General features: G+C 39.6%; 19 protein-coding genes. 14 read left to right on the forward strand and 5 right to left on the reverse strand.

All coding sequences use genetic code 11. From position 1 onward, the window contains the following. The first annotated feature begins 13 nt into the window (after positions 1-13). From V6E90_RS13120 to V6E90_RS13150, 7 genes are all read left to right on the forward strand, one after another. Complete coding sequence (locus V6E90_RS13120) at positions 14-1,213, forward strand: TerD family protein (RefSeq protein WP_332605564.1); 1,200 nt, start codon at positions 14-16, stop codon at positions 1,211-1,213. Positions 1,214-1,316: 103 nt separating this feature from the next. Beyond that, entirely contained in the window at positions 1,317-1,895 is a 579-nt protein-coding gene (locus V6E90_RS13125; RefSeq protein ID WP_016540365.1) for a TerD family protein, read from the forward strand. A gap of 59 nt (positions 1,896-1,954) precedes the next feature. Continuing rightward, on the forward strand, positions 1,955-3,025 hold the full coding sequence (locus V6E90_RS13130; protein WP_023269938.1) for a DUF475 domain-containing protein: 1,071 nt from the start codon (positions 1,955-1,957) through the stop codon (positions 3,023-3,025). Positions 3,026-3,112: 87 nt separating this feature from the next. Then, the gene (locus tag V6E90_RS13135; protein ID WP_016540363.1) at positions 3,113-3,688 is read left to right on the forward strand and encodes a TerD family protein; all 576 of its coding nucleotides are present in this window, start codon (positions 3,113-3,115) and stop codon (positions 3,686-3,688) included. 81 nt (positions 3,689-3,769) lie between these two features. Then, positions 3,770-5,068: a VWA domain-containing protein gene (locus tag V6E90_RS13140; RefSeq protein ID WP_332605565.1), complete on the forward strand. Its 1,299-nt coding sequence runs from the start codon at positions 3,770-3,772 to the stop codon at positions 5,066-5,068. A 14-nt stretch (positions 5,069-5,082) separates the two neighbouring features. Next, positions 5,083-5,802: a TIGR00266 family protein gene (locus V6E90_RS13145; protein WP_004807604.1), complete on the forward strand. Its 720-nt coding sequence runs from the start codon at positions 5,083-5,085 to the stop codon at positions 5,800-5,802. Between the two features lie 41 nt (positions 5,803-5,843). Beyond that, a complete protein-coding gene (locus V6E90_RS13150; protein WP_016540361.1) occupies positions 5,844-6,425 on the forward strand; it encodes a TerD family protein in 582 nt (193 codons plus the stop codon). A gap of 79 nt (positions 6,426-6,504) precedes the next feature. On the opposite strand, the gene V6E90_RS13155 is transcribed toward V6E90_RS13150, so the two are convergent. Beyond that, complete coding sequence (locus tag V6E90_RS13155) at positions 6,505-6,939, reverse strand: acyl-CoA thioesterase (protein WP_332605566.1); 435 nt, start codon at positions 6,937-6,939, stop codon at positions 6,505-6,507. Next, positions 6,936-8,096 carry an iron-containing alcohol dehydrogenase gene (locus V6E90_RS13160; protein ID WP_332605567.1) on the reverse strand — a complete coding sequence of 387 codons (1,161 nt, stop codon included), beginning with the start codon at positions 8,094-8,096 and terminating at the stop codon, positions 6,936-6,938. The genes V6E90_RS13155 and V6E90_RS13160 overlap by 4 nt, the downstream gene beginning before the upstream one ends. A gap of 552 nt (positions 8,097-8,648) precedes the next feature. On the opposite strand from V6E90_RS13160, the gene V6E90_RS13165 reads away from it, so the two are divergent. Next, entirely contained in the window at positions 8,649-9,110 is a 462-nt protein-coding gene (locus tag V6E90_RS13165) for a hypothetical protein (RefSeq protein ID WP_332605568.1), read from the forward strand. A 65-nt stretch (positions 9,111-9,175) separates the two neighbouring features. Here the strand turns inward: V6E90_RS13165 and V6E90_RS13170 are convergent, their stop codons facing one another. Beyond that, complete coding sequence (locus V6E90_RS13170; protein ID WP_023269933.1) at positions 9,176-9,931, reverse strand: SDR family NAD(P)-dependent oxidoreductase; 756 nt, start codon at positions 9,929-9,931, stop codon at positions 9,176-9,178. A gap of 238 nt (positions 9,932-10,169) precedes the next feature. Next, entirely contained in the window at positions 10,170-10,412 is a 243-nt protein-coding gene (locus V6E90_RS13175) for a hypothetical protein (RefSeq protein WP_016540355.1), read from the reverse strand. A gap of 933 nt (positions 10,413-11,345) precedes the next feature. On the opposite strand from V6E90_RS13175, the gene V6E90_RS13180 reads away from it, so the two are divergent. From V6E90_RS13180 to V6E90_RS13200, 5 genes are all read left to right on the forward strand, one after another. Next, a complete protein-coding gene (locus V6E90_RS13180; protein ID WP_332605569.1) occupies positions 11,346-12,044 on the forward strand; it encodes a hypothetical protein in 699 nt (232 codons plus the stop codon). A gap of 547 nt (positions 12,045-12,591) precedes the next feature. Then, entirely contained in the window at positions 12,592-13,101 is a 510-nt protein-coding gene (locus V6E90_RS13185; protein ID WP_332605570.1) for a low molecular weight protein-tyrosine-phosphatase, read from the forward strand. Positions 13,102-13,114: 13 nt separating this feature from the next. Beyond that, positions 13,115-14,149, forward strand: a complete 1,035-nt coding sequence (gene murB / locus V6E90_RS13190) for a UDP-N-acetylmuramate dehydrogenase (RefSeq protein WP_262758172.1) — start codon at positions 13,115-13,117, stop codon at positions 14,147-14,149. Between the two features lie 8 nt (positions 14,150-14,157). After that, entirely contained in the window at positions 14,158-15,294 is a 1,137-nt protein-coding gene (locus tag V6E90_RS13195) for a YdcF family protein (protein WP_016540351.1), read from the forward strand. Beyond that, complete coding sequence (locus V6E90_RS13200; RefSeq protein ID WP_016540350.1) at positions 15,294-16,322, forward strand: alpha/beta hydrolase; 1,029 nt, start codon at positions 15,294-15,296, stop codon at positions 16,320-16,322. Before V6E90_RS13195 ends, V6E90_RS13200 begins: the two co-directional genes overlap by 1 nt. Positions 16,323-16,352: 30 nt before the next feature. On the opposite strand, the gene V6E90_RS13205 is transcribed toward V6E90_RS13200, so the two are convergent. Beyond that, entirely contained in the window at positions 16,353-18,023 is a 1,671-nt protein-coding gene (locus V6E90_RS13205; RefSeq protein WP_023269926.1) for an FMN-binding glutamate synthase family protein, read from the reverse strand. Between the two features lie 273 nt (positions 18,024-18,296). Here V6E90_RS13205 and V6E90_RS13210 point away from each other — a divergent pair, with 273 nt between their 5' ends. After that, complete coding sequence (locus V6E90_RS13210) at positions 18,297-19,046, forward strand: IclR family transcriptional regulator (protein WP_332605571.1); 750 nt, start codon at positions 18,297-18,299, stop codon at positions 19,044-19,046. Positions 19,047-19,081: the final 35 nt, after the last annotated feature.

Below are 19,081 nucleotides of genomic sequence, written 5' to 3' on the forward strand. Positions count from 1 at the left end.
ATAGGAATAATCGATGCAACAACTCATTACAGGAGCCAATCTGGCATTGAGCCAGTCACAGTGCCAAGTGAAAATTAAAACCACATTGGCGGCTCATATCGGTTTAGATGTTACCGCTTATGTCTTAAATGCTCAGTCCAAGGTTCGTGGTGATGCGGACATGATCTTTTATGGGCAAAAGCAGACGCCGAACCGTAGTGTTGAATTAATCGAGGCGACAACAAAAGCCCCCTATATCGCGCAATTTAATCTGAACACTCAATTGTTCGATGCAGACATCAGCAAGCTTGCGATGTGTGCAACGATTGATGGGCAGGGCGCAATTAATGCGATTCAAGATATTCAAATTGAATTATGGGAAAACGGACAGCTCACGGCATCAGCAACGGTAAAAAGTGCTGAAAAGACTGAAAAAGCTCTGATTTTGGCCGAAGTTTATCGTCATAAAGACCAGTGGAAATTCCGCTTTGTGAATCAGGGTTTTAATGGTGGCTTACAACCGTTAGCCGAACATTTTGGGGTAGAAATTAGTGATCAAGCAACAACGCCTGAGCCTGTGTCTCAACCTGTACCTGCGCCAGCACCTCAGCCTAAAATTAATTTAAGCAAAATTACCTTAGATAAACGCAATAACCAGATTAATTTACAGAAACAGGCGCATGGTTTTGGTGAGATTAAAATTAATCTGAATTGGAATCAACGGACTCAGCAAGCACAAGCAGGAGGCTTCTTTAAAAAGCTGCTTAACCAAAATCAAGGTATTGATTTGGATTTGGGTTGCCTGTTCGAGATGCAAGACGGTAGCAAATCGGTGATTCAGGCTTTAGGTGATCGATTTGGTGATTTTAACGGTTTCCCCTTTATTCAGCTTTCTGCCGATGACCGGACTGGTGCATTGACAGAGGGTGAGTGGCTTCGGATTAATGGACAGCACTGGTCGCAGATTCGCCGTGTGGTGTTGTTTGCCTTTATTTATGAAGGTGTGCCGAACTGGGCTGAAACAGATGCTGTGGTCACGATTTATGTTCCAGATCAACCACCGATTGAAATCCGTTTAACTGAAGGGCAACCTTTAGGGATGTGTGGAATTGTTGAGTTAGTCAATCAAGGCGGTAGTATCCAAGTACAACGTCATGTGCGCTATGTGCCTGGACATCGTGAGCTGGATCAAGCCTTTGGTTTTGGTCTGCGCTGGGTTGCAGGCAGTAAATAAAATTGATATTTAATGATGTATTAGATAACAACACTTTCGATATCTATGTAGACATTATTAAGACCATTGAATTTTAAATGTTCAAACGAGGAGAAAAAACAAAATGGCAATTAGTTTAAATAAAGGTGGAAATTTATCCCTAAGCAAAACAGATCCAAATTTAGTTCGTATTTTAATTGGATTGGGCTGGGATGAGCGTGCGACTGATGGCGCAGCATTTGACTTGGATGCGAGTGCATTCTTATTAACCGCAACAGGTAAAGTACGTGGTGATCACGACTTTATTTTCTACAACCAACTTAAATCGCAAGATGCTTCAGTCGAGCACACGGGTGACAATCGTTCAGGTCAAGGCGATGGTGATGATGAAACATTGTTGGTTGATCTGTCAAAAGTTTCACCTGAAATTGAAAAAATTGCGATTACTGTGACCATTCATGATGCGCAAGCACGCGGCCAGAATTTTGGTCAAATTGCCAATGCCTTTATTCGTGTTGTCAATCAAGACACCAATGTCGAAGTGGTTCGTTTTGATTTGGCAGAAGATTATTCTACTGAAACTGCCATGGTGTTTGGCGAAGTTTATCGCCACAATGGCGAATGGAAATTTAAAGCCGTTGGTCAAGGCTATTCTGGTGGGCTTGCTGCGATGTGCCAACAATATGGTATTCAGGTCGGCTAAGGTTCTCATTTCAACACATAAATGATGAATAGCTCAAAGCTGTTTAGAAAAGGAAAACAATGAAACATTTTCGTTTCTCAATTATTTTTACCGTAATCTGTCTCGGGTTATCAGCATGGTGGGGCTTTACGCACGGCCCAAATGCTGGTTTCTCGATGATGCTTAAAGTTTTATTGATTACGACTGTACTGGCGGTCATGGAAGTTTCCCTGTCTTTTGACAATGCTGTTGTTAATGCTTCAGTGTTAAGAAACTGGGATGAGTTCTGGAAAAAACTGTTCCTGACTGTCGGTATTTTAGTTGCTGTATTTGGTATGCGTTTAATCTTCCCATTGTTGATTGTTGGTGTTACCGCAGACATGGGAATGGTCGAGGTTGCGAAACTGGCGCTGAATGATCCAAAAACTTATTCAGAAAAGTTACTTGCACACCATGCAGAGATTGCAGCTTTTGGTGGGATGTTCCTACTGTTGGTGTTCTTAAACTTCTTGTTTGATGATGGTAAAGATACACACTGGTTCCATTGGTTGGAAACCCATTTGTCGAATCTAGCAAACATTCCTGCGATGTCAGTATTCGTATCACTGATTGCTTTGCTGACTATGGCTGCATTTGTGCCTGAGCAGCAAAAACTGATTGTGATTGTCGCGGGGATCTGGGGCATCGTAGTTTACATCGGTGTACAGGTACTGGGTCATTTGCTTGAAGGCAGTAGTGAAGATGATGAAGCCGATGAAAAACAGGTTTCGGGTACATCAAGTAATATTGTCAAAGCTGGTATTGGTGGTTTCCTTTACCTCGAAGTATTAGATGCGTCATTCAGCTTTGATGGCGTGATTGGTGCATTTGCGATCACAAGTGATGTCGTTGTGATTATGCTCGGTTTGGCAATTGGTGCTATGTTTGTCCGTTCTATGACGATTTATTTAGTTGAGAAAGGCACATTAGAAGCCTTTATCTATCTAGAGCATGGCGCACATTATGCGATTGGTGCTTTAGCTGCAATTATGCTTTATACCGGAACAGGTGGTCATGTGCCTGAAGTTGTAACAGGCTTGATTGGTATTGCATTCATCATTTGGGCTGTATTATCTTCGATTGCTTACAGTAAACAACAAACACAAGCTTGATAAAAATGCATGGATACATCATTTATATGATGTCCATGATTCAAATGAAATAAACAATGAGTTGATATTTAATAAGGAGAAACTCAAATGGCAATTAGTTTAACCAAAGGCGGCAACGTTAGCTTAACCAAAGAAGCGCCTGGTATTACAAAAACGACTGTGGGTTTAGGTTGGAATCCACGTGTGACTGATGGTGCTGCATTTGACCTTGATGCAATTGCATTCTTAGTCAATGAAGGTGGTAAGGTTCGTGCTGATAATGACTTTATTTTCTTCAATAACTTAAAGTCATCTGATGGTTCAGTGGTTCACAATGGTGATAACCGTACCGGTGAAGGCGATGGTGATGACGAAACCTTAAGTATCGATTTAAGCAAAGTTCCAGCTGACGTTGCAAAAGTGATCTTTGCGGTTACGATTTATGACGGTCAAACGCGTAACCAAAACTTTGGTCAAGTTGCAAATGCTTACATTCGTGTAAGTAACGATGCGGGTGGTACCGAAATTGCACGTTATGACTTGTCTGAAGACAGCAGCACAGAAACTGCAATGATCTTTGGTGAACTTTATAAACATGGTAGCGAGTGGAAATTCCGCGCAATCGGTCAAGGTTTTGCTGGTGGTTTAGGGCCTTTAGCGGCTTCTTATGGCGTTTCTGTTTAAGATGCCTGTGGAAGATAGTGTTTAGGCACTATCTTCTTTTTTCGATATTTATAAATGATAAAAAATAGGTTATTGCTTGATATGTTGAATTTAGTTCGCGGACAAAAAATAAAATTAAATGATGTTTTACAGGGGCAATCCTCTTTTTATATCCAGATTCAATACCAAGCAGCTTTTGATTTAGACATCGCCAGTTTTGGACTTGATCCGCAATATCGTTTGAGTGATGAGCGATACATGAGCTTTTATAATCAGCCTGAAACGCCATGCCAAGCGGTTCGTCTGATTGAAAACCAGAATAAATGCAGCCGTTTTTTAGTTGATTTAGCAAAACTACCTGCAAGTATTCAACATCTGGTTTTGACCGCTGCCATTGATGGCCAGAATGTCATGTCACAATTACAGCAAGCCACGATTCAAATTCTTAACTTGCAGTTTCAGCCGATCGCTGAACTGAAGTTAGATGGCATCATCTTCGATCAAGAACGTGCCACCATGCTGATCGAGATTTATCGAAAAGATGGTATCTGGCGTTTAGCAGCGATTGGACAAGGCTTTAATGCAGGTCTTGCTGCTTTAATTCAGCATTTTGGTGGTGAAGTCGCTGAAGAGCCGACAGCACAACAGACGACACCGGTAGCACCACAATCGAATATTGATTTAAAGAAAAAATTATCTTTGCAAAAAGCCGAAAAAACGGGCAATGCATCCATTATCGATCTGACCAAAAAATCATTGGTTCAACTGGAAAAGAGAAATTTACTGGGCGTGACCGCACGTGTTGCCTTAGTTCTAGATGCATCTGGCTCAATGGATGGGCAATATCGTCGTGGTGATGTGCAAAAGGTGGTGAATCGCCTGATGCCACTGGCCATTCATTTTGATGATGATGGTAGCTTTGAGTGTTGGGCATTTGCGGCCAAAACCACACAACTGGATGATGTAACCCTCAGCAATGTCAATGATTTCATTAATACCACCCAACGCGGTTGGAAGAACTGGCAAGTGGGGGCGCGCTATAATGAGGAAATTCCAGCGATTGAAGCTGTGATTAACTATTTCCAAAAGTTCAAAGATCAAATCCCAACTTATGTTTTATTCATTTCAGATGGTGGCGTGGGCAGCCGTAGACAAATGCAGAAAATATTATCGCAAGCCGCCAAACTGCCTATTTTCTGGCAATTTGTCGGGATCGGTGGACGAGATTATGGTGCACTAGAAAAGTTAGATGAAATGTCAGGGCGGATTGTCGATAACTGTAATTTCTTTAGTTTGGATCGCATTGATAGTGTTTCTGATGAACGCCTATATGAATTGTTATTGCAAGAATTTCCGGATTGGTTAAATGCAGCCAAGCAACATCAGATTGTCAGAAATTAAAAGGAATAAAGACGATGGCACAGTTTAGTTTAGTGGGTTCACCAGAGCCGTTCTTACACGTTTCGATGCGCCGTGGCGACAAAATCTATTGTGAAAGTAATGCCATGGTGATGATGGAAGCACCCTTGGAATTAAAAGGACGTTTGCAAGGTGGCTTAATGCAATCTCTATTACGCCGTTTTGCCAATGATGAATCGTTGTTCCAGCAGCATATCGAAGCGGTACGTGGTGATGGCGATTGTCTATTGTCAGCAGCATTGGATGGCGATATGCAGATTTTGGATGTCGGTGCAACACAGTATTTGCTAAGTGACGGGGCTTTTGTGGCAGCCCATGATTCAGTTGAGGTTAAAGCACGTTTAAACAGCAGTCTAGGTGGTGCATTTTTTGGCAATACTGGCGGTTTTCTGGTGATGGAAACCAGTGGGCAAGGCCAAGTGGTAGTGTCTGGCTGTGGGACCTTGTTTGAGCTTGAGGTTGAACCAAACAAAGAAGTCATTATTGATAATGGACATGTGGTCTGTTGGGATTCACGCTTAAATTATAATCTGTCTGTATCGACTTCACAGAGTAGTGGTTTTCTTGGCAATTTGGTCAATAGTGTGACCAGTGGCGAAGGGATGGTATTGCGTTTTTCAGGTCAAGGTAAGGTAGTAATATGTTCTCGAAACCGCAACAATTTCCTTCAATGGCTAACCTCGAAGTTAAACTTAAACCGTAATCAATCAAATTAAAACAATCATTTTTATCGTTTTATCCAGAGGAGTAAAAGTACATGGGAATTAACTTAGAAAAAGGCCAAAAAATCAGCTTGCAAAAAGCAGATGGCAGCAGCTTGCAACAAATCTTTTTAGGTGTGGGGTGGGATGTAGCGAAGAGCAAGGGCTTTTTCGGCTTTGGCGGCGGCGGTGGGGATATCGACCTTGATGCCTCTGTCATTTTATTTGATGATAACAAACAAGTATTGGATGTGGTTTACTTTGGTCAATTACAAAGTAAAGATGGCAGTATCCACCATTCTGGCGACAACTTAACTGGCGCGGGCGATGGTGATGATGAAGTCATTCGTGTTAATTTGAACCAGATTCCTGCACAAGTAAAATCTTTGGTATTTACTGTGAGTAGTTTCCGTGGACAGACCTTTGAGAAAGTCGAAAATGCATTCTGTCGTTTGGTCGATCAATCCAGCAATCAGGAAATTGCAAGCTATAAGCTGTCTTCACAAGGCGCCCATACTGGTTTGATTATTGCAAAAATTTATCGCCACAACGATGCATGGAAAATGCATGCGATTGGTGAAAATGTGCATGGCCGTACCTTCCAAGATATCGTGCCTTATGCTTTACCACATATCTAATGATTTAGATTAATCATGGCATGCCGAAACATTGTTCATGACAATGTTGCGGCATGTTCTTCATTTCTGCGATCTGAAATTACAATAAATAGTGGTTTAGAGCGTCCCGCATCGCTTCTGGAATAGCAGTACTTTTTCGACTTTCTCGGTCTACAAAGACATGGACAAAATGCCCTTGAGCAGCGGCTTGCTGCTGACCTTGTTTAAAGATCGCCAGCTCATATCTGAGTGATGAATTCCCAATTTTGCCAATCGCAACACCAACCTCAACGACATCTGGAAACGACAGTTCCTGTTGAAAGCTACAAGCTGAATCAACCACTAAGCCAATAATTTCACTGTGATGAATATCGAAACCTGTTTTCTGAATCAGTAATGAATTGGCTGCGGTATCGAAATAACTATAATACGTCACGTTGTTGACGTGGCCGTAAATATCGTTATCGGCCCATCGGGTTTGGATTGGAAAAAAGAACTTAAATTGTTCGCGCTGTTTTAAAGTCGGTTTGCTCATGCGTAAATCGCCTGATAGATATCTAATGCGTCTTGCTCAGTCATTTCTCTTGGGTTGTTTTGCAATAGTCGAGTTTGCAACATAGCATCTTTGGCAAGTTGTGGTAGTTTTGCTTCTGCAATATCGAGCTGGCTTAACTTCAGGGTTAAGCCACTTTGGTCTAGATGATTCTGCATATGGTCAATAAATAGGTCACATAAACCATCCGTACAGCCTGTACTGCGAGGGTCTAATAATTGCATTAATTCTGCATAGTGTTGTTTGGCTTTGGGCGCATTAAATTTTAAAACTTCAACCAGTACCAAAGCATTGGTATGTCCGTGTGAAAGGTGAAAATGCCCACCCAATGGATATGCAAGGGCATGTACCGCGCCAACGGGTGCATTGGCAAAGGCTTGACCCGCTAACATCGAACCCACCAACATGTTTTGGCGTGCTTCTAAATCAGCACCATTTTTCAAGACTTTGGCTAAATTATGATTGAGTAGTTTCAATGCATTTTTAGCCAACATATCGGCATAAAAGTTCTTTTTGATATTTGAGGTATAAGCCTCAATGGCATGCACCATGGCATCGATGCCTGTCGCCGCAGTAATATGTGCAGGTAAACCTTGGGTAAAGGTTGCGTCTAAAATGGCTACATCGGCGTATAGAATTGGAGAAACCACGCCCATTTTAGTGGTTGCACCTGTGGTGACAATGGAAATAGGAGTGACCTCTGAACCTGTGCCTGCTGTGGTTGGGATAAGAATCAGTGGTAAACGTGGAGTTTTGGCTTGGTTAACACCATAGATTTCACTCAGATTCTGTTGCTGTTTCGGGTGCGCGAGCAAGGCAATGATTTTTGCCACATCCATGGAACTACCACCACCAAAACCGATGATCACATCAATTTGCTCTTGTTTCGCAAAATCAACAGCTTCTAATACAATATGCTCTGGTGGATCTGCTTGAATATCGGAATAAATAAGATACTCGAGCCCAATCTGAGTCAGGATTTCTAAAATAGGCTGATGCAATTGATGCTGTATCATCCCAGCATCGGTGACAATCAATGCTTTATGGTAATTTTGTTGTGTTAAAACATTTTTAAGTTCTTGTATTGAACCGAGCCCCGCAATGATGTTGGGAACAGTTTGAAATTGAAACGAGTTCATACATACATCCTTATTTTTCATAATAAATACAACATTTTTATATCAAGTGATTAGAGGTCTCACTATGTAAATAAATTAACACAAGACACACTTAAAAAGTGTAGCTTTGACGTGTTGAGTCGTCAGAAGTTTGATCTATAGCACATATCCTAAGAACGAGAAATCTTAGAAACTGAGATTTCAGTTTTTTGAGGAGAAATCTTTAGCGTTTGAAGACAAGGCGGGTGTCGAAGGCATTCATCTTGAGGCTGAGTTTATTTTGCCTGATGACAAAAGTGCGAATTTTTTTATTTCCTGAGTGTTTAGAGGAACCGATCTGTAATGAAACCAATCCTGAACAACTTCCTTCGAGTGAGGGCTCTTGTCGGGTCTATTTACTTTACTTGTGAACTAAAAAATATTCCAGGTGGTCACATCCTTAATGCTCAATAATAGAGGTTATGATTTTATAGAATAATTATAAGTTTTTGTTTTTAATATTTAATTTGAAATAATTGTGAAGAAATAATAAAATATACACTTGTCTTTATTTTTTTTGTGTTGAGTATTTTGGTGAAAAAAATAGTAATTCTTCTTATAAGTACCGTTGTTTGTGGTTCAGTGTATAGTGCTGATGATATCTTCAAAAGAAATTCATCGCTTTTAATTTTAAATAATAAAGAGCCACACCATGAGATTGAAAGTAGTGAACAGTTTGATTTTTTTGAATCAATGAAACAACAAGAACAAGATCTTATCAATCAACGTAATTATGCTTTAGAGCAAGCGCATCAAACACAACAGCATACATCTAATATGAGTCCTCATGATAAGTCTCAATATTATCTAGAACATAGACATTTCGACGCTTTAAATGCTCTAGGACATGAGCAACAGTTCAACTCAATGTTGAAGGCGAAAAACAAAGGTTTAATTTCCGAAAAAGACTATCAGCAGAAAATTGTGAAGCACAATCCGTTACCTTCAGCACATGAAACGAATCAACTTAGATTTTCAATCCCAATAGGGGAATAAGAAAGTTAAGCACTAGAGCTCATCGACAGATGGGCTTTTTTGTTGTCAGTAAACTCGATTTATATTTAGGTCAGATTTAATCCACCATCGGAAATTAGAATTTCCCCAGTCAGATAGTCTGAAGTTACTAACATTGCAACTAAATGAGCAATATCCTCTGGTTTTGCTGCTTTACGCATAGGTGAGCGCTCATTCCAAAGTTCATGGGCAGAAGTCCAATTTTTTGTCAAAGGCGTGTCTACTAAACCTGGGGCAATTGCATTTACGCGTATATCTGGAGCAAGTGATAATGCAAGTAAGCGCGTCATATGGTTTAGTGCGGCTTTGGATGTTGCATAAGGGATAGAAGCACCCTTTGGGCGGATACCAGCGTGCGAGCTGATATTAATGATGCAAGCAGATCGACCATTTTGCGCTGATTTTCTCAGCGTAACTTCTGCTTCAGCTATGAGTCTAAATGGTGCGATGACATTGACTTCATGTAGTTGATTCCAAATCTCTGGCGATGCGGCCATTAGATTTTCATGTGGAATAATACAACTGATACCTGCATTGTTAATCAGAACATCTAATTGGCCTTTCCAAGATACAGCCTCATGGATAAGTCTTATTCTATCCTCATCATTTGATAAATCTGCTTGGATGTAAATTGCATTTCCTAATTCAGCAGCCATGGCTAGTCCAGTTTCGATGGAATTGCGTGAATGAATAACTAATGCATAGCCATCCTTAGATAGTCTGCGGGCTACCGCTGCACCAATTCCAGATGTGGCACCCGTAACAAGTGCAACAGGTAAGGCGCTTTTTAAAGATTGATTCAAAAATTACGTCCCATTAAATTGATTACTATTTATTTGATCTTCAATATATACGATATCATATATATTCTGTGGGCTGAGTGATAATTAATGATCTGCTGAAAGGTATATTTTTTTGAATATAGATTAGGTTTATTTATTATTATAATGGCTTTGGTCTTTATTTTTTGTAGATGAATTAAGTTAAAGCTGATTAGGGCGCTTCTATGATGTCAAAAGAAAAGCCCCGAAGGGCTTAAAATTATTTTGGTAATTTTTCAGTGTGGCTCATACAACTACTCATAGCCACAATAACAAAATTATAATATTGATATTGACCGCTACCTGTACCGTTTGAATTTAAAATTTCACGTTTCCAATAGCATGTTTTTGTCACACCTTGTACAGATTCATTAATATAGGTCCACCAACCATACATTGCAGCATTAGCTGAATTGAGTGTTGTTAATAAAATTAAACCAAGCAACAAACTTTTAATTTTCATGAAATTTACCTTTTTTATTAATTGAGTTGAGAGAGTAGTGTGAATCTTAAAAATTCTCAATAGACTAATTTAGTTGGTTTTTATTGTGCGTTGTTTCAAGTTTTGCAAAGAAAGTTTGATGAACTTTGAATAATTGTTTAGTGCGATTTATGAAAGAAAAATTTCATTGTAAATAGGTTTAGTTTTATTTAATTTTTAAAATAATATAGATAAATATAATTTGTAAATTTGTGTAAATTTTAATAAGCTGATTCAGCTTTTTTTTAAACGTATTATTTAAAACGGAATGCTGAAATATTATAAAATTAAGTATTTTTATAATATTTTATGAGTCTGGTTGTTGGCGTGGATTTTAACTTGCTTAAGAGTTTAGCAATAAAGATCAATTAGAAAGTTGCAGCTGAACTTGTCAGAAATCAAGCCATATTTTTACAAAAAATAATATCAGCTCATAAGAGCAAAAATTAGCAACTAATTTGTATTAGCAGTCTTAGAGTTTTTCATTGAAATTAGGACCTAATCGAAAAAGAACCAATTAATGAAGAAAATCAAAAAAGCAAGCTAAGGGTATTGCAAATAGTTGGTCTATATATGTTGTAGACGTTTCTCATACACGAGTGATTTGAATGCGGTAAAGACGATTGATTTTGCTCTGTCTTTTATTGCTTCAAGCAAATGTTTGTCCTAGTAATTACATTATTCTTTATCAATATCCTATGCAAGAACAGTAACTTGATTAACACAGCGTTGGGTTTAATTGTAAGGGCGATGACAACTGTGTGTGGTTGCTACTTCAGTATTTTGTATTTCACAAAAATCTCATGTTAAAAATAAAAGAGTAGTTAATGCACTACCGAATAGCCTGGAAGGGCAATTGTTTAAATAATCTAATTTTTAGAAGCAACGATTACATCATTATAAAGGAGTTTGCTCGTGGTAAATAACGCAGTAGAAATGCGATCTAGACTTTTAACAAATACTCATATTCCTGAAGGCCATATTGCATTGGTACGGATTCAAGATGAGCTCAATTATGATCAGGTGATGACGAATCTTGAGCAGGTTAATGTATTACCTGGATTTACAGTGATTGGGGTTACCAGTATTCCTAATTCTAATACATCAGATTGGACACTGACTAACTGTGTATATGAGAATGGAGTATTGAGTTGGACAGAAGGGCAGCTTGATTTGGGAACGGACAGCTCTCCTGACCTGTCATATGGTTATCATGCTGGCATTCAGGCAAATATTGGAGATAAGCTTGAAATGATTGTTCCCAATGTTACGGCGTTAGCATCTGGGGTCTTAAGTGGTGCACGACTAGCAGATGTGAATGGTGTTGCTGCAGGTCAATCCAATATTGGATTTAATTCAGGAAATTCGGAGCAGGGATTAACTCTGCTTGGCACTTCCTACCAGACAAAGGACTTGCCTGTAAAATATGTAATGGCTTATCTATCAGCAACTGCTGTGGAGCACGTTATAACTTCGGTCGATGGAGCGATAGAGTTTTTCCGTGAAACACAAATGATCACTGCTTTTGAACAAACAGCGTATTTTAACGTAATTGCTACTGTCAAAGACGATAATCAAATATTTAGCACAACTGTTTCAGTTAATTTAAATTAGACCCATATTGGTTTTTTTGCAGGGGAAATCACACCAGCTTGCCCATTCTACTTCGGTTGTTAAAAAAGAAGAAAATAGAATGGGTTAGTGCTCGTCGTCAGCCGTCTTCGGGTGGTTTCTTTCTAGAGCTGACTGTAAGATGTTATTTTTATTGGTTTTAACTAAGCTTTGATTGTAGCGCTTTGTTTTAAAAACCCATAACCACAATGAAACTTTCCTTAGCAATTTCAATTATGAGCGGCTTTTATATTTGTTTTATGCAATCAATCTTTAAAAATTAAGTTTCTTTATCTGCTTGCTTGCTCCGTATAGCAGCTTTATAGGAGATAGATATTCTTAATTTCAAAAAAGTACATATTCATACAGAATATTCATTAGAGATAAACACTATTTCCTTTCAAATCAATGCAATTTTTGACAAAATAGTGGATGTCAGAATGGTCAATTGAGGCATAATGACAGTGAATCGTTTTGCGTTTATTTTGCAGGAATTTTGCATGAAATATTTTAATTTTCTTATAAGACAGAATGTTGGAATGTTTTTCTGATGGCAACACAATATAAGGTGTTATGTGTCTGTTTAGGAAATATTTGTCGCTCGCCAACTGCTGAGGCAATTCTTAGACATTATTGTGATGCGCACGGCTTAAATGTGATGGTCGATTCTGCGGGAACCAGTAATTATCATCCGAATAAAGCACCAGATGCACGTAGTCAAAAACATGCAGTAAAACGTGGTTATGATTTATCTGCGCTACGTGCCAGACAGATTGTTTTAGCAGACTTTGTTGAATTCGATTTGATTTTAGCAATGGACCATGAAAACTTCGATGATATTCAAACACTCATGTCACAGGCTGTACAACAGTTCGGTACACATCAGATTCGAGCCAAGTTAGCTTTGATGAGTGAGCATGATCCGCAGTTTAATCAACAAGCGGTGCCTGATCCTTATTATGGTGGTGCAGATGGATTTGATCGCGTACTCGATCAGTGTGAATCTAGCAGCCAAGCATGGGTCGATATTTTTAAAAAGCAAATGAAAGCAGGGCAATAGGATTTAATTTAATATGCAGCTACACGCGCAGGTTCAGCTTAAAAACTTAAATACATTAAATTTGAATGCGATTGCTTCACATTATGTGCAAATCAATCATCCTGATGAGGTCATTACTGCATTAGCATTTGCGGAACAGCAGCATTTAAACGTTTTGGTGCTCTCGGGTGGTAGTAATGTGTTATTGCCACAGCAAATACAAGCCTTGGTAATGCATTTAAATATTCAGGGTATAGAAGTACTTTCTGAAGATACAAATACCATTACCGTTAAAGTAGGTGCTGGCCAAGTCTGGCATGACTTTGTGTTGTATAGCACCCAGCAGCAGTGGTTTGGACTGCAAAATCTTGCTTTGATTCCTGGGTTAGTCGGTGCTTCACCTGTACAGAATATTGGTGCTTATGGCGTTGAAGCAGGTGAGTTTATCGAATCTGTGCAAGTCTATGATCGTGAATTGAAACATTTTACTTCGATTGCAGCAGAAGATTGTCATTTTGCTTATCGTCATAGCATTTTTAAAGATCAGCCCAATCGTTACATTATTGTCAGTGTGACATTTAAGTTGTTGAAAACAGCTGAACTGAAATTGAGTTATGGTGATCTTAAGCAAGCTGTTGGTGATGAACTGACTGCAGAGAATTTACAAAATCAGGTGATTCACATTCGTCAGAGTAAACTACCCAATCCGAAAGAATTCCCAAATGTTGGCAGTTTCTTTAAGAATCCGATTTTGTCACAAGCTGAATTTGACAAAATTACTCAACAATTTCCAAACATACCGCATTATCCGCAAGCAAACAGCAATGTTAAAGTGGCAGCAGGTTGGTTGATTGACCAAGCAGGTTGGAAAGGTAAGCAACTCGGCTCTGTCGGCATGTTTCATAAACAGGCTTTGGTATTGGTGAATTATGCAGAGGCGACACTAGCGGATGTACAAAACACCTATCAAACTGTACAAAGTGATGTAAAACAAAAGTTTAGTATTCAGTTAGAACCTGAACCTGTGTTATATAGTGAACAAGGGTTAATTCAAGCTCATCTTGGATGAAGAAATCTATGGCGAAAGTACATTGGATGGTCAGTTTAGTACGGGTAATTACCATATTATTCGTGCTATTGGGCTGTTTTGTGCTTTTTTTATATTCGCCTTTTTACTCTCAGCTGGTCGTGAAAGGTCTGAACCGCTTTGTTCCTGTCGATGTCAATGAAGTCGCAGCACAGAGTCAGCGCCCTGCAGCGTTGAGTGAACATGAAACCTTAGAACCTGGTTCGAATCTCTGGATTGCTCGTCAGGCTTATTTGAAACTCATGGAGCGGAGCTTTCAATCTGAGCAATCGGAAGATTTAAGGTTAATTCAAGCACGCTACAAGTTGTTGCAGGAATTGATTGCTGAGGAGCAGGAAAAAGAAAGCCAAAATGAGAAAAAGCAACCCAGTATTCCGTTGATAAATGATCAACAGTCTGAACAGGATCAAGAAAGCTCAGCTGTTGTAATGAATACACCATTAGATTTTTTACAGTGGAATACGCCTGATAATCAGGCACTTATGGGGAAATATATTGCCTTTTTAGAAACCTATCCAATTGCATTACCAGTCAATGAAGAGGATAAAGATCAGACCAATAAAGACCTGATTGAATTGAAAAATAATAAAGAGAATTTGGTTGAGCCGCAAAGTGCTTCACAGCCGAATGCGATTGTCGTACTCGGCGGTGGTCTGACCTTAGGTGCGAATGGTAAAGATATTGTGGTGAATAATTACACCCGCTTACGCTTGGAAAAAACCTTACAAGTGGAGAAGAAATATGCTTTACCAATCGTACTGAGTGGTGTCGAGGCGCCTTATATGCAGGCGTGGTTAAAAGAGCGTGGCGTGGATGCTAAATTGTTAGAAAACCGTAGCATGAATACTTGTGAAAACTCTCGATTTAGTTCTTTATTGCTACAAAAGAAAGGTGGCGCACCAACCGTTATTTTGATTACTGATGAGTATCACATGCCACGAACACGACGTTTATTTGCTTTAAATGGTATTGAGACTGTGCCTGTCATGGCCCCAATGCCAACGACCTTAACGCAATGGCGGCCAAGTGAACAAAACTATGACCATAGCCGCCGTGCCAACTATGAAATGCTGGCTACGATTCGTGATATGTTATTTGGCTCAAGTGATTGTCGAGAGATACCCTAATGTCTGATATTCCATTTTTAAATCCGACAATTTTAAAACAATTAGATTTACCTGTACCGAATCGAGAGACCACACCACAGTTGCTTGAACCTTTGGATCTATCTACTGTCACTGAGATCTCTAAGCCATTGCAAGCTTATCGCAAACTATATGGTTTACATTTACTTGACTGTGAACATTGGCAGGGCTATGTGGAAATGCCTTTGTTTCGCCTGCATGTGCAAGTCTTTCAGCCGAAACAGCAAAAAATACAAGGTACGGTGTGCTTGTTACATGGCTATTTGGAACATAGTGGTATTTATCAACCGATCATTAAAGAAATCCTTGAGCAAGGTTTTAGTATTGTTACCTATGATCTGCCTGGGCATGGTTTAAGTAACGGTTCACCCGCCAGTATCCAAAATTTTGATCATTATCAACAAGTTTTACATGCAGTTTATGATGCAGTCCGTGGTGCGAAACAACTACCTAAGCCGTGGTTAGGGATTGGACAGAGTACGGGTGGTGCAATTTGGATGCATCATTTACTGGAATATGCTGAACGTCGAGAAGACCCTATTGTCGATCGCGTATTATTATTGTCGCCATTGATCCGACCAGCGAAAACAGCATGGTGGCACAACTCTGTGGGTCTGGGTATTATCCGTCGCATTAAAAGCCAAGTCCCACGACATTTCCGTCGTAATAATCATAATCCTGAGTTTTTACGTTTTGTGCGTTTAAAAGATCCTTTGCAACCTCGAATGATGGGCATGGACTGGATTTTAGCCATGTCAAAATGGATGCTGGAAATGGAACAACGACCAGCATGTCGTATTCCTGTGTGGTTAGCCCAAGGGGCACTCGATCAAACTGTAGACTGGCGTTACAATATTGAATATATCCGCCGTAAGTTTAGATTGCAGACTTTATTGATGTTGGAAGAAGGCTCACACCAATTAATTAATGAACGTGCAGATATTCGTGCTGCACTGACGGGTTTAATTCCTGCTTTCCTGCATGCAAAACCAAATCACCACTATTACTAGTGGTGATTTTTATTGGTTTAAACGTTTATCTTAAAAGTGATTGGCATCCGCCATTTTCCACATACGATAATAGAAATTCTCGTCATCATTTAAATCGCTGTGCAGCAATTCATTTTCTTTTAAGAAGAAATGGATTTGCGCATAATTTTTAATTTCACGGTCATTCATACGCTGTGCCAAATGATGCGCTTTAATGTCAGATGGATGATGTAAACCTGCAGCTGCAATCATTTCAGATAAGGCATGCAGGGTGTTTTTATGGAAGTTAAATACACGTTCAGCCTTACTTGGTACATCAATCGCTTTTTGGCGATCTTTATCTTGTGTCGCGACGCCAACAGGGCATTGGTTGGTATGACAACTTTGTGCTTGGATACAACCGACGGCAAACATAAAGCCACGTGCAGAATTGACCCAGTCCGCACCTAAGGCAAAGGTGCTGGCAATGTCAAAGGCGCTGATCATTTTACCGCTGGCACCAATTTTAACTTGATCACGAAGTCCTGCACCCACCAAAGTATTGTGTACAAAGCGTAAACCTTCTCTCAAAGGTGTACCAATATAGTCACTAAATTCGATTGGTGCTGCGCCAGTTCCGCCTTCAGAACCATCCACCACCACAAAGTCAGGTACAATTTTGGTTTCGAGCATGGCTTTGACAATACTCATGAATTGCCAAGGTTGACCAATACACAATTTAAAGCCGACAGGCTTCCCACCTGAAAGTTCTCTAAGCTTTTGAATGAAATGCATCATTTCAATCGGTGTGTTAAAACTTGGGTGTTTGGAAGGAGAAACACAGTCATGATCTCTGGAAATACCCCGAATTTGGGCAATTTCTTCAGTGATTTTATGTTTGGGTAAAATACCGCCGTGACCTGGTTTTGCCCCTTGTGAGAGTTTGACCTCAATCATTTTAATATTTGGATTTTTAGCTTGCTGTGCAAACTTATCTGGATCAAATAAACCTTCAGCTGTGCGGCAACCAAAATAACCACTGGCAATTTGCCAGACAATATCGCCACCATGCTCTAAGTGGTAGGGACTCAGACTGCCTTCACCAGTATCGTGATAGAAGTTACCTAAATGTGCACCTTTATTCAGCGCACGAATTGCGTTGGCGCTGAGGCTACCAAAGCTCATCGCTGAGATATTCATGATCGAGGCGCTATACGGCTGGCTACATTGCGCATTGCCAATCAGCACACGGAAAGACTCGGGATTGGCTGGTGGGCAAGGGGCTATCGAATGCACAATGAAGCGATAGTTTGGGTCATAGACATCAATGATAGAGCCAAATGGTTTATCTGCATTTTCATTTTTTGCACGTTGATAAACCAAGCTACGTTGCATCCGCGAAAAAGGCAGTGCATCCTGATCTGATTCAATGAAATATTGACGAATTTCAGGGCGAACATCTTCAAACAGAAAGCGAAAATGTCCAAGAATTGGATAGTTTCTTAAGATGGCATGCTTCTTTTGTAGTAGGTCACGTAAACCAACGATACTGAGTAGTCCCGTTACTAACCAAAGACCGTTTAAAAGTGTATCGGAAATAAAATAGTAAATTGAATGTGGGGTATAAGTAAATTTAAACCAAGTAATGGTTAAAGCGGTAAAAATACAAAGAAACCAAACAGAATGTCTTGAAAAGAAAGTGTTAAGTAATTTATGTCTTATAGCTTGCGCTGGACTAGCCATCGGCAGGAGATTCCTATAATGAAGCAACTGACAAACGATGCCAAGAAGCCAACATAAGCTCAAGTAATGAATTGTTAGATATGAGAATTATTCTCTTATAAATTTCCTTATTTGATTTTTACTGGAAAAATCAACTTGAGCGTTTACAGGATAATATTTACTTGAATCCAAGTTCCTAACCCGATTACTATCGGGGATATTGGTAACTTTCATCAATATAGATTCACCGTATTCGAAAAGAGATTGGCGATATGCAGGTGTTGGGACTTAAAAATGAATAAAAAAGGTTCATCCATTACTCGAGTTTTAGACATTATTGAGGCAATTTCTACTGCAAAACATCCACCGTCACCTTTAGATCTTTCGGTAGAGCTGGATATTCCAAAACCGAGCATTCATCGTTTATTACAAATGCTAGAGCAAGAAAAATTTGTGAAGATGGATATGTATGGTGGTTATATTCTTGGGGATCGAACCTATAAGCTACTAATGAGTTCTTGGGAGCAGGAACCTCGTAAGATGGAACGCTTGGCTATCCTGCAAAAATTATCAGATCAAATTAATGAAACCTGTGGTATTGCCATACTTAGTGATAATCAAATGCTTTACACCGACAGGGTGCAGGCGAATTGGCCGCTACAGGTGTATTTACCTGTTGGTGCGACAGTGCCTTTGTGGTGTACTTCGAGTGGAAAACTATTTTTAAGTTTTCAGCCTGTGAGTCGCAGGAAAAATATCTTAGCGCATTTACCGATTGTACAGCTCACCAAAAATACCATTACCGATCCCGTCTTACTTGAAGACAATTTGGATCAAATTTTTCTAAATAAACTCGGCACTGATAATGAAGAGTTTATTTCGGGTATGGTGGCTTGTTCCGTCCCCATTCAAAGAGCAGGTAGTATTGTGGCATGCCTCTATGTTCATGCACCTACGATTAGAAAATCCCTTGAGGATCTCTTAACTTTTGAGCCTTTACTACGTCAGGCTGCACATGATTTAAATAAACTGATTGATGTTTAAAAAGAGTGAGCTGAATGCTCACTCTTTTTAGTGAG

Source organism: Acinetobacter sp. ESBL14 (genome assembly GCF_036668815.1).
Taxonomy (GTDB): Bacteria; Pseudomonadota; Gammaproteobacteria; order Pseudomonadales; family Moraxellaceae; genus Acinetobacter; species Acinetobacter gyllenbergii.

Bases quoted from the DNA above. Each gene is read 5' to 3' on its own strand.
- V6E90_RS13120 (WP_332605564.1), top strand. From the start codon at position 14: ATGCAACAACTCATTACAGGAGCCAATCTGGCATTGAGCCAGTCACAG.
- V6E90_RS13125 (WP_016540365.1), top strand. From the start codon at position 1,317: ATGGCAATTAGTTTAAATAAAGGTGGAAATTTATCCCTAAGCAAAACA.
- V6E90_RS13130 (WP_023269938.1), top strand. From the start codon at position 1,955: ATGAAACATTTTCGTTTCTCAATTATTTTTACCGTAATCTGTCTCGGG.
- V6E90_RS13135 (WP_016540363.1), top strand. From the start codon at position 3,113: ATGGCAATTAGTTTAACCAAAGGCGGCAACGTTAGCTTAACCAAAGAA.
- V6E90_RS13140 (WP_332605565.1), top strand. From the start codon at position 3,770: ATGTTGAATTTAGTTCGCGGACAAAAAATAAAATTAAATGATGTTTTA.
- V6E90_RS13145 (WP_004807604.1), top strand. From the start codon at position 5,083: ATGGCACAGTTTAGTTTAGTGGGTTCACCAGAGCCGTTCTTACACGTT.
- V6E90_RS13150 (WP_016540361.1), top strand. From the start codon at position 5,844: ATGGGAATTAACTTAGAAAAAGGCCAAAAAATCAGCTTGCAAAAAGCA.
- V6E90_RS13155 (WP_332605566.1), bottom strand. From the start codon at position 6,939: ATGAGCAAACCGACTTTAAAACAGCGCGAACAATTTAAGTTCTTTTTT.
- V6E90_RS13160 (WP_332605567.1), bottom strand. From the start codon at position 8,096: ATGAACTCGTTTCAATTTCAAACTGTTCCCAACATCATTGCGGGGCTC.
- V6E90_RS13175 (WP_016540355.1), bottom strand. From the start codon at position 10,412: ATGAAAATTAAAAGTTTGTTGCTTGGTTTAATTTTATTAACAACACTC.
- V6E90_RS13185 (WP_332605570.1), top strand. From the start codon at position 12,592: ATGGCAACACAATATAAGGTGTTATGTGTCTGTTTAGGAAATATTTGT.
- murB (WP_262758172.1), top strand. From the start codon at position 13,115: ATGCAGCTACACGCGCAGGTTCAGCTTAAAAACTTAAATACATTAAAT.
- V6E90_RS13195 (WP_016540351.1), top strand. From the start codon at position 14,158: ATGGCGAAAGTACATTGGATGGTCAGTTTAGTACGGGTAATTACCATA.
- V6E90_RS13200 (WP_016540350.1), top strand. From the start codon at position 15,294: ATGTCTGATATTCCATTTTTAAATCCGACAATTTTAAAACAATTAGAT.
- V6E90_RS13205 (WP_023269926.1), bottom strand. From the start codon at position 18,023: ATGGCTAGTCCAGCGCAAGCTATAAGACATAAATTACTTAACACTTTC.
- V6E90_RS13210 (WP_332605571.1), top strand. From the start codon at position 18,297: ATGAATAAAAAAGGTTCATCCATTACTCGAGTTTTAGACATTATTGAG.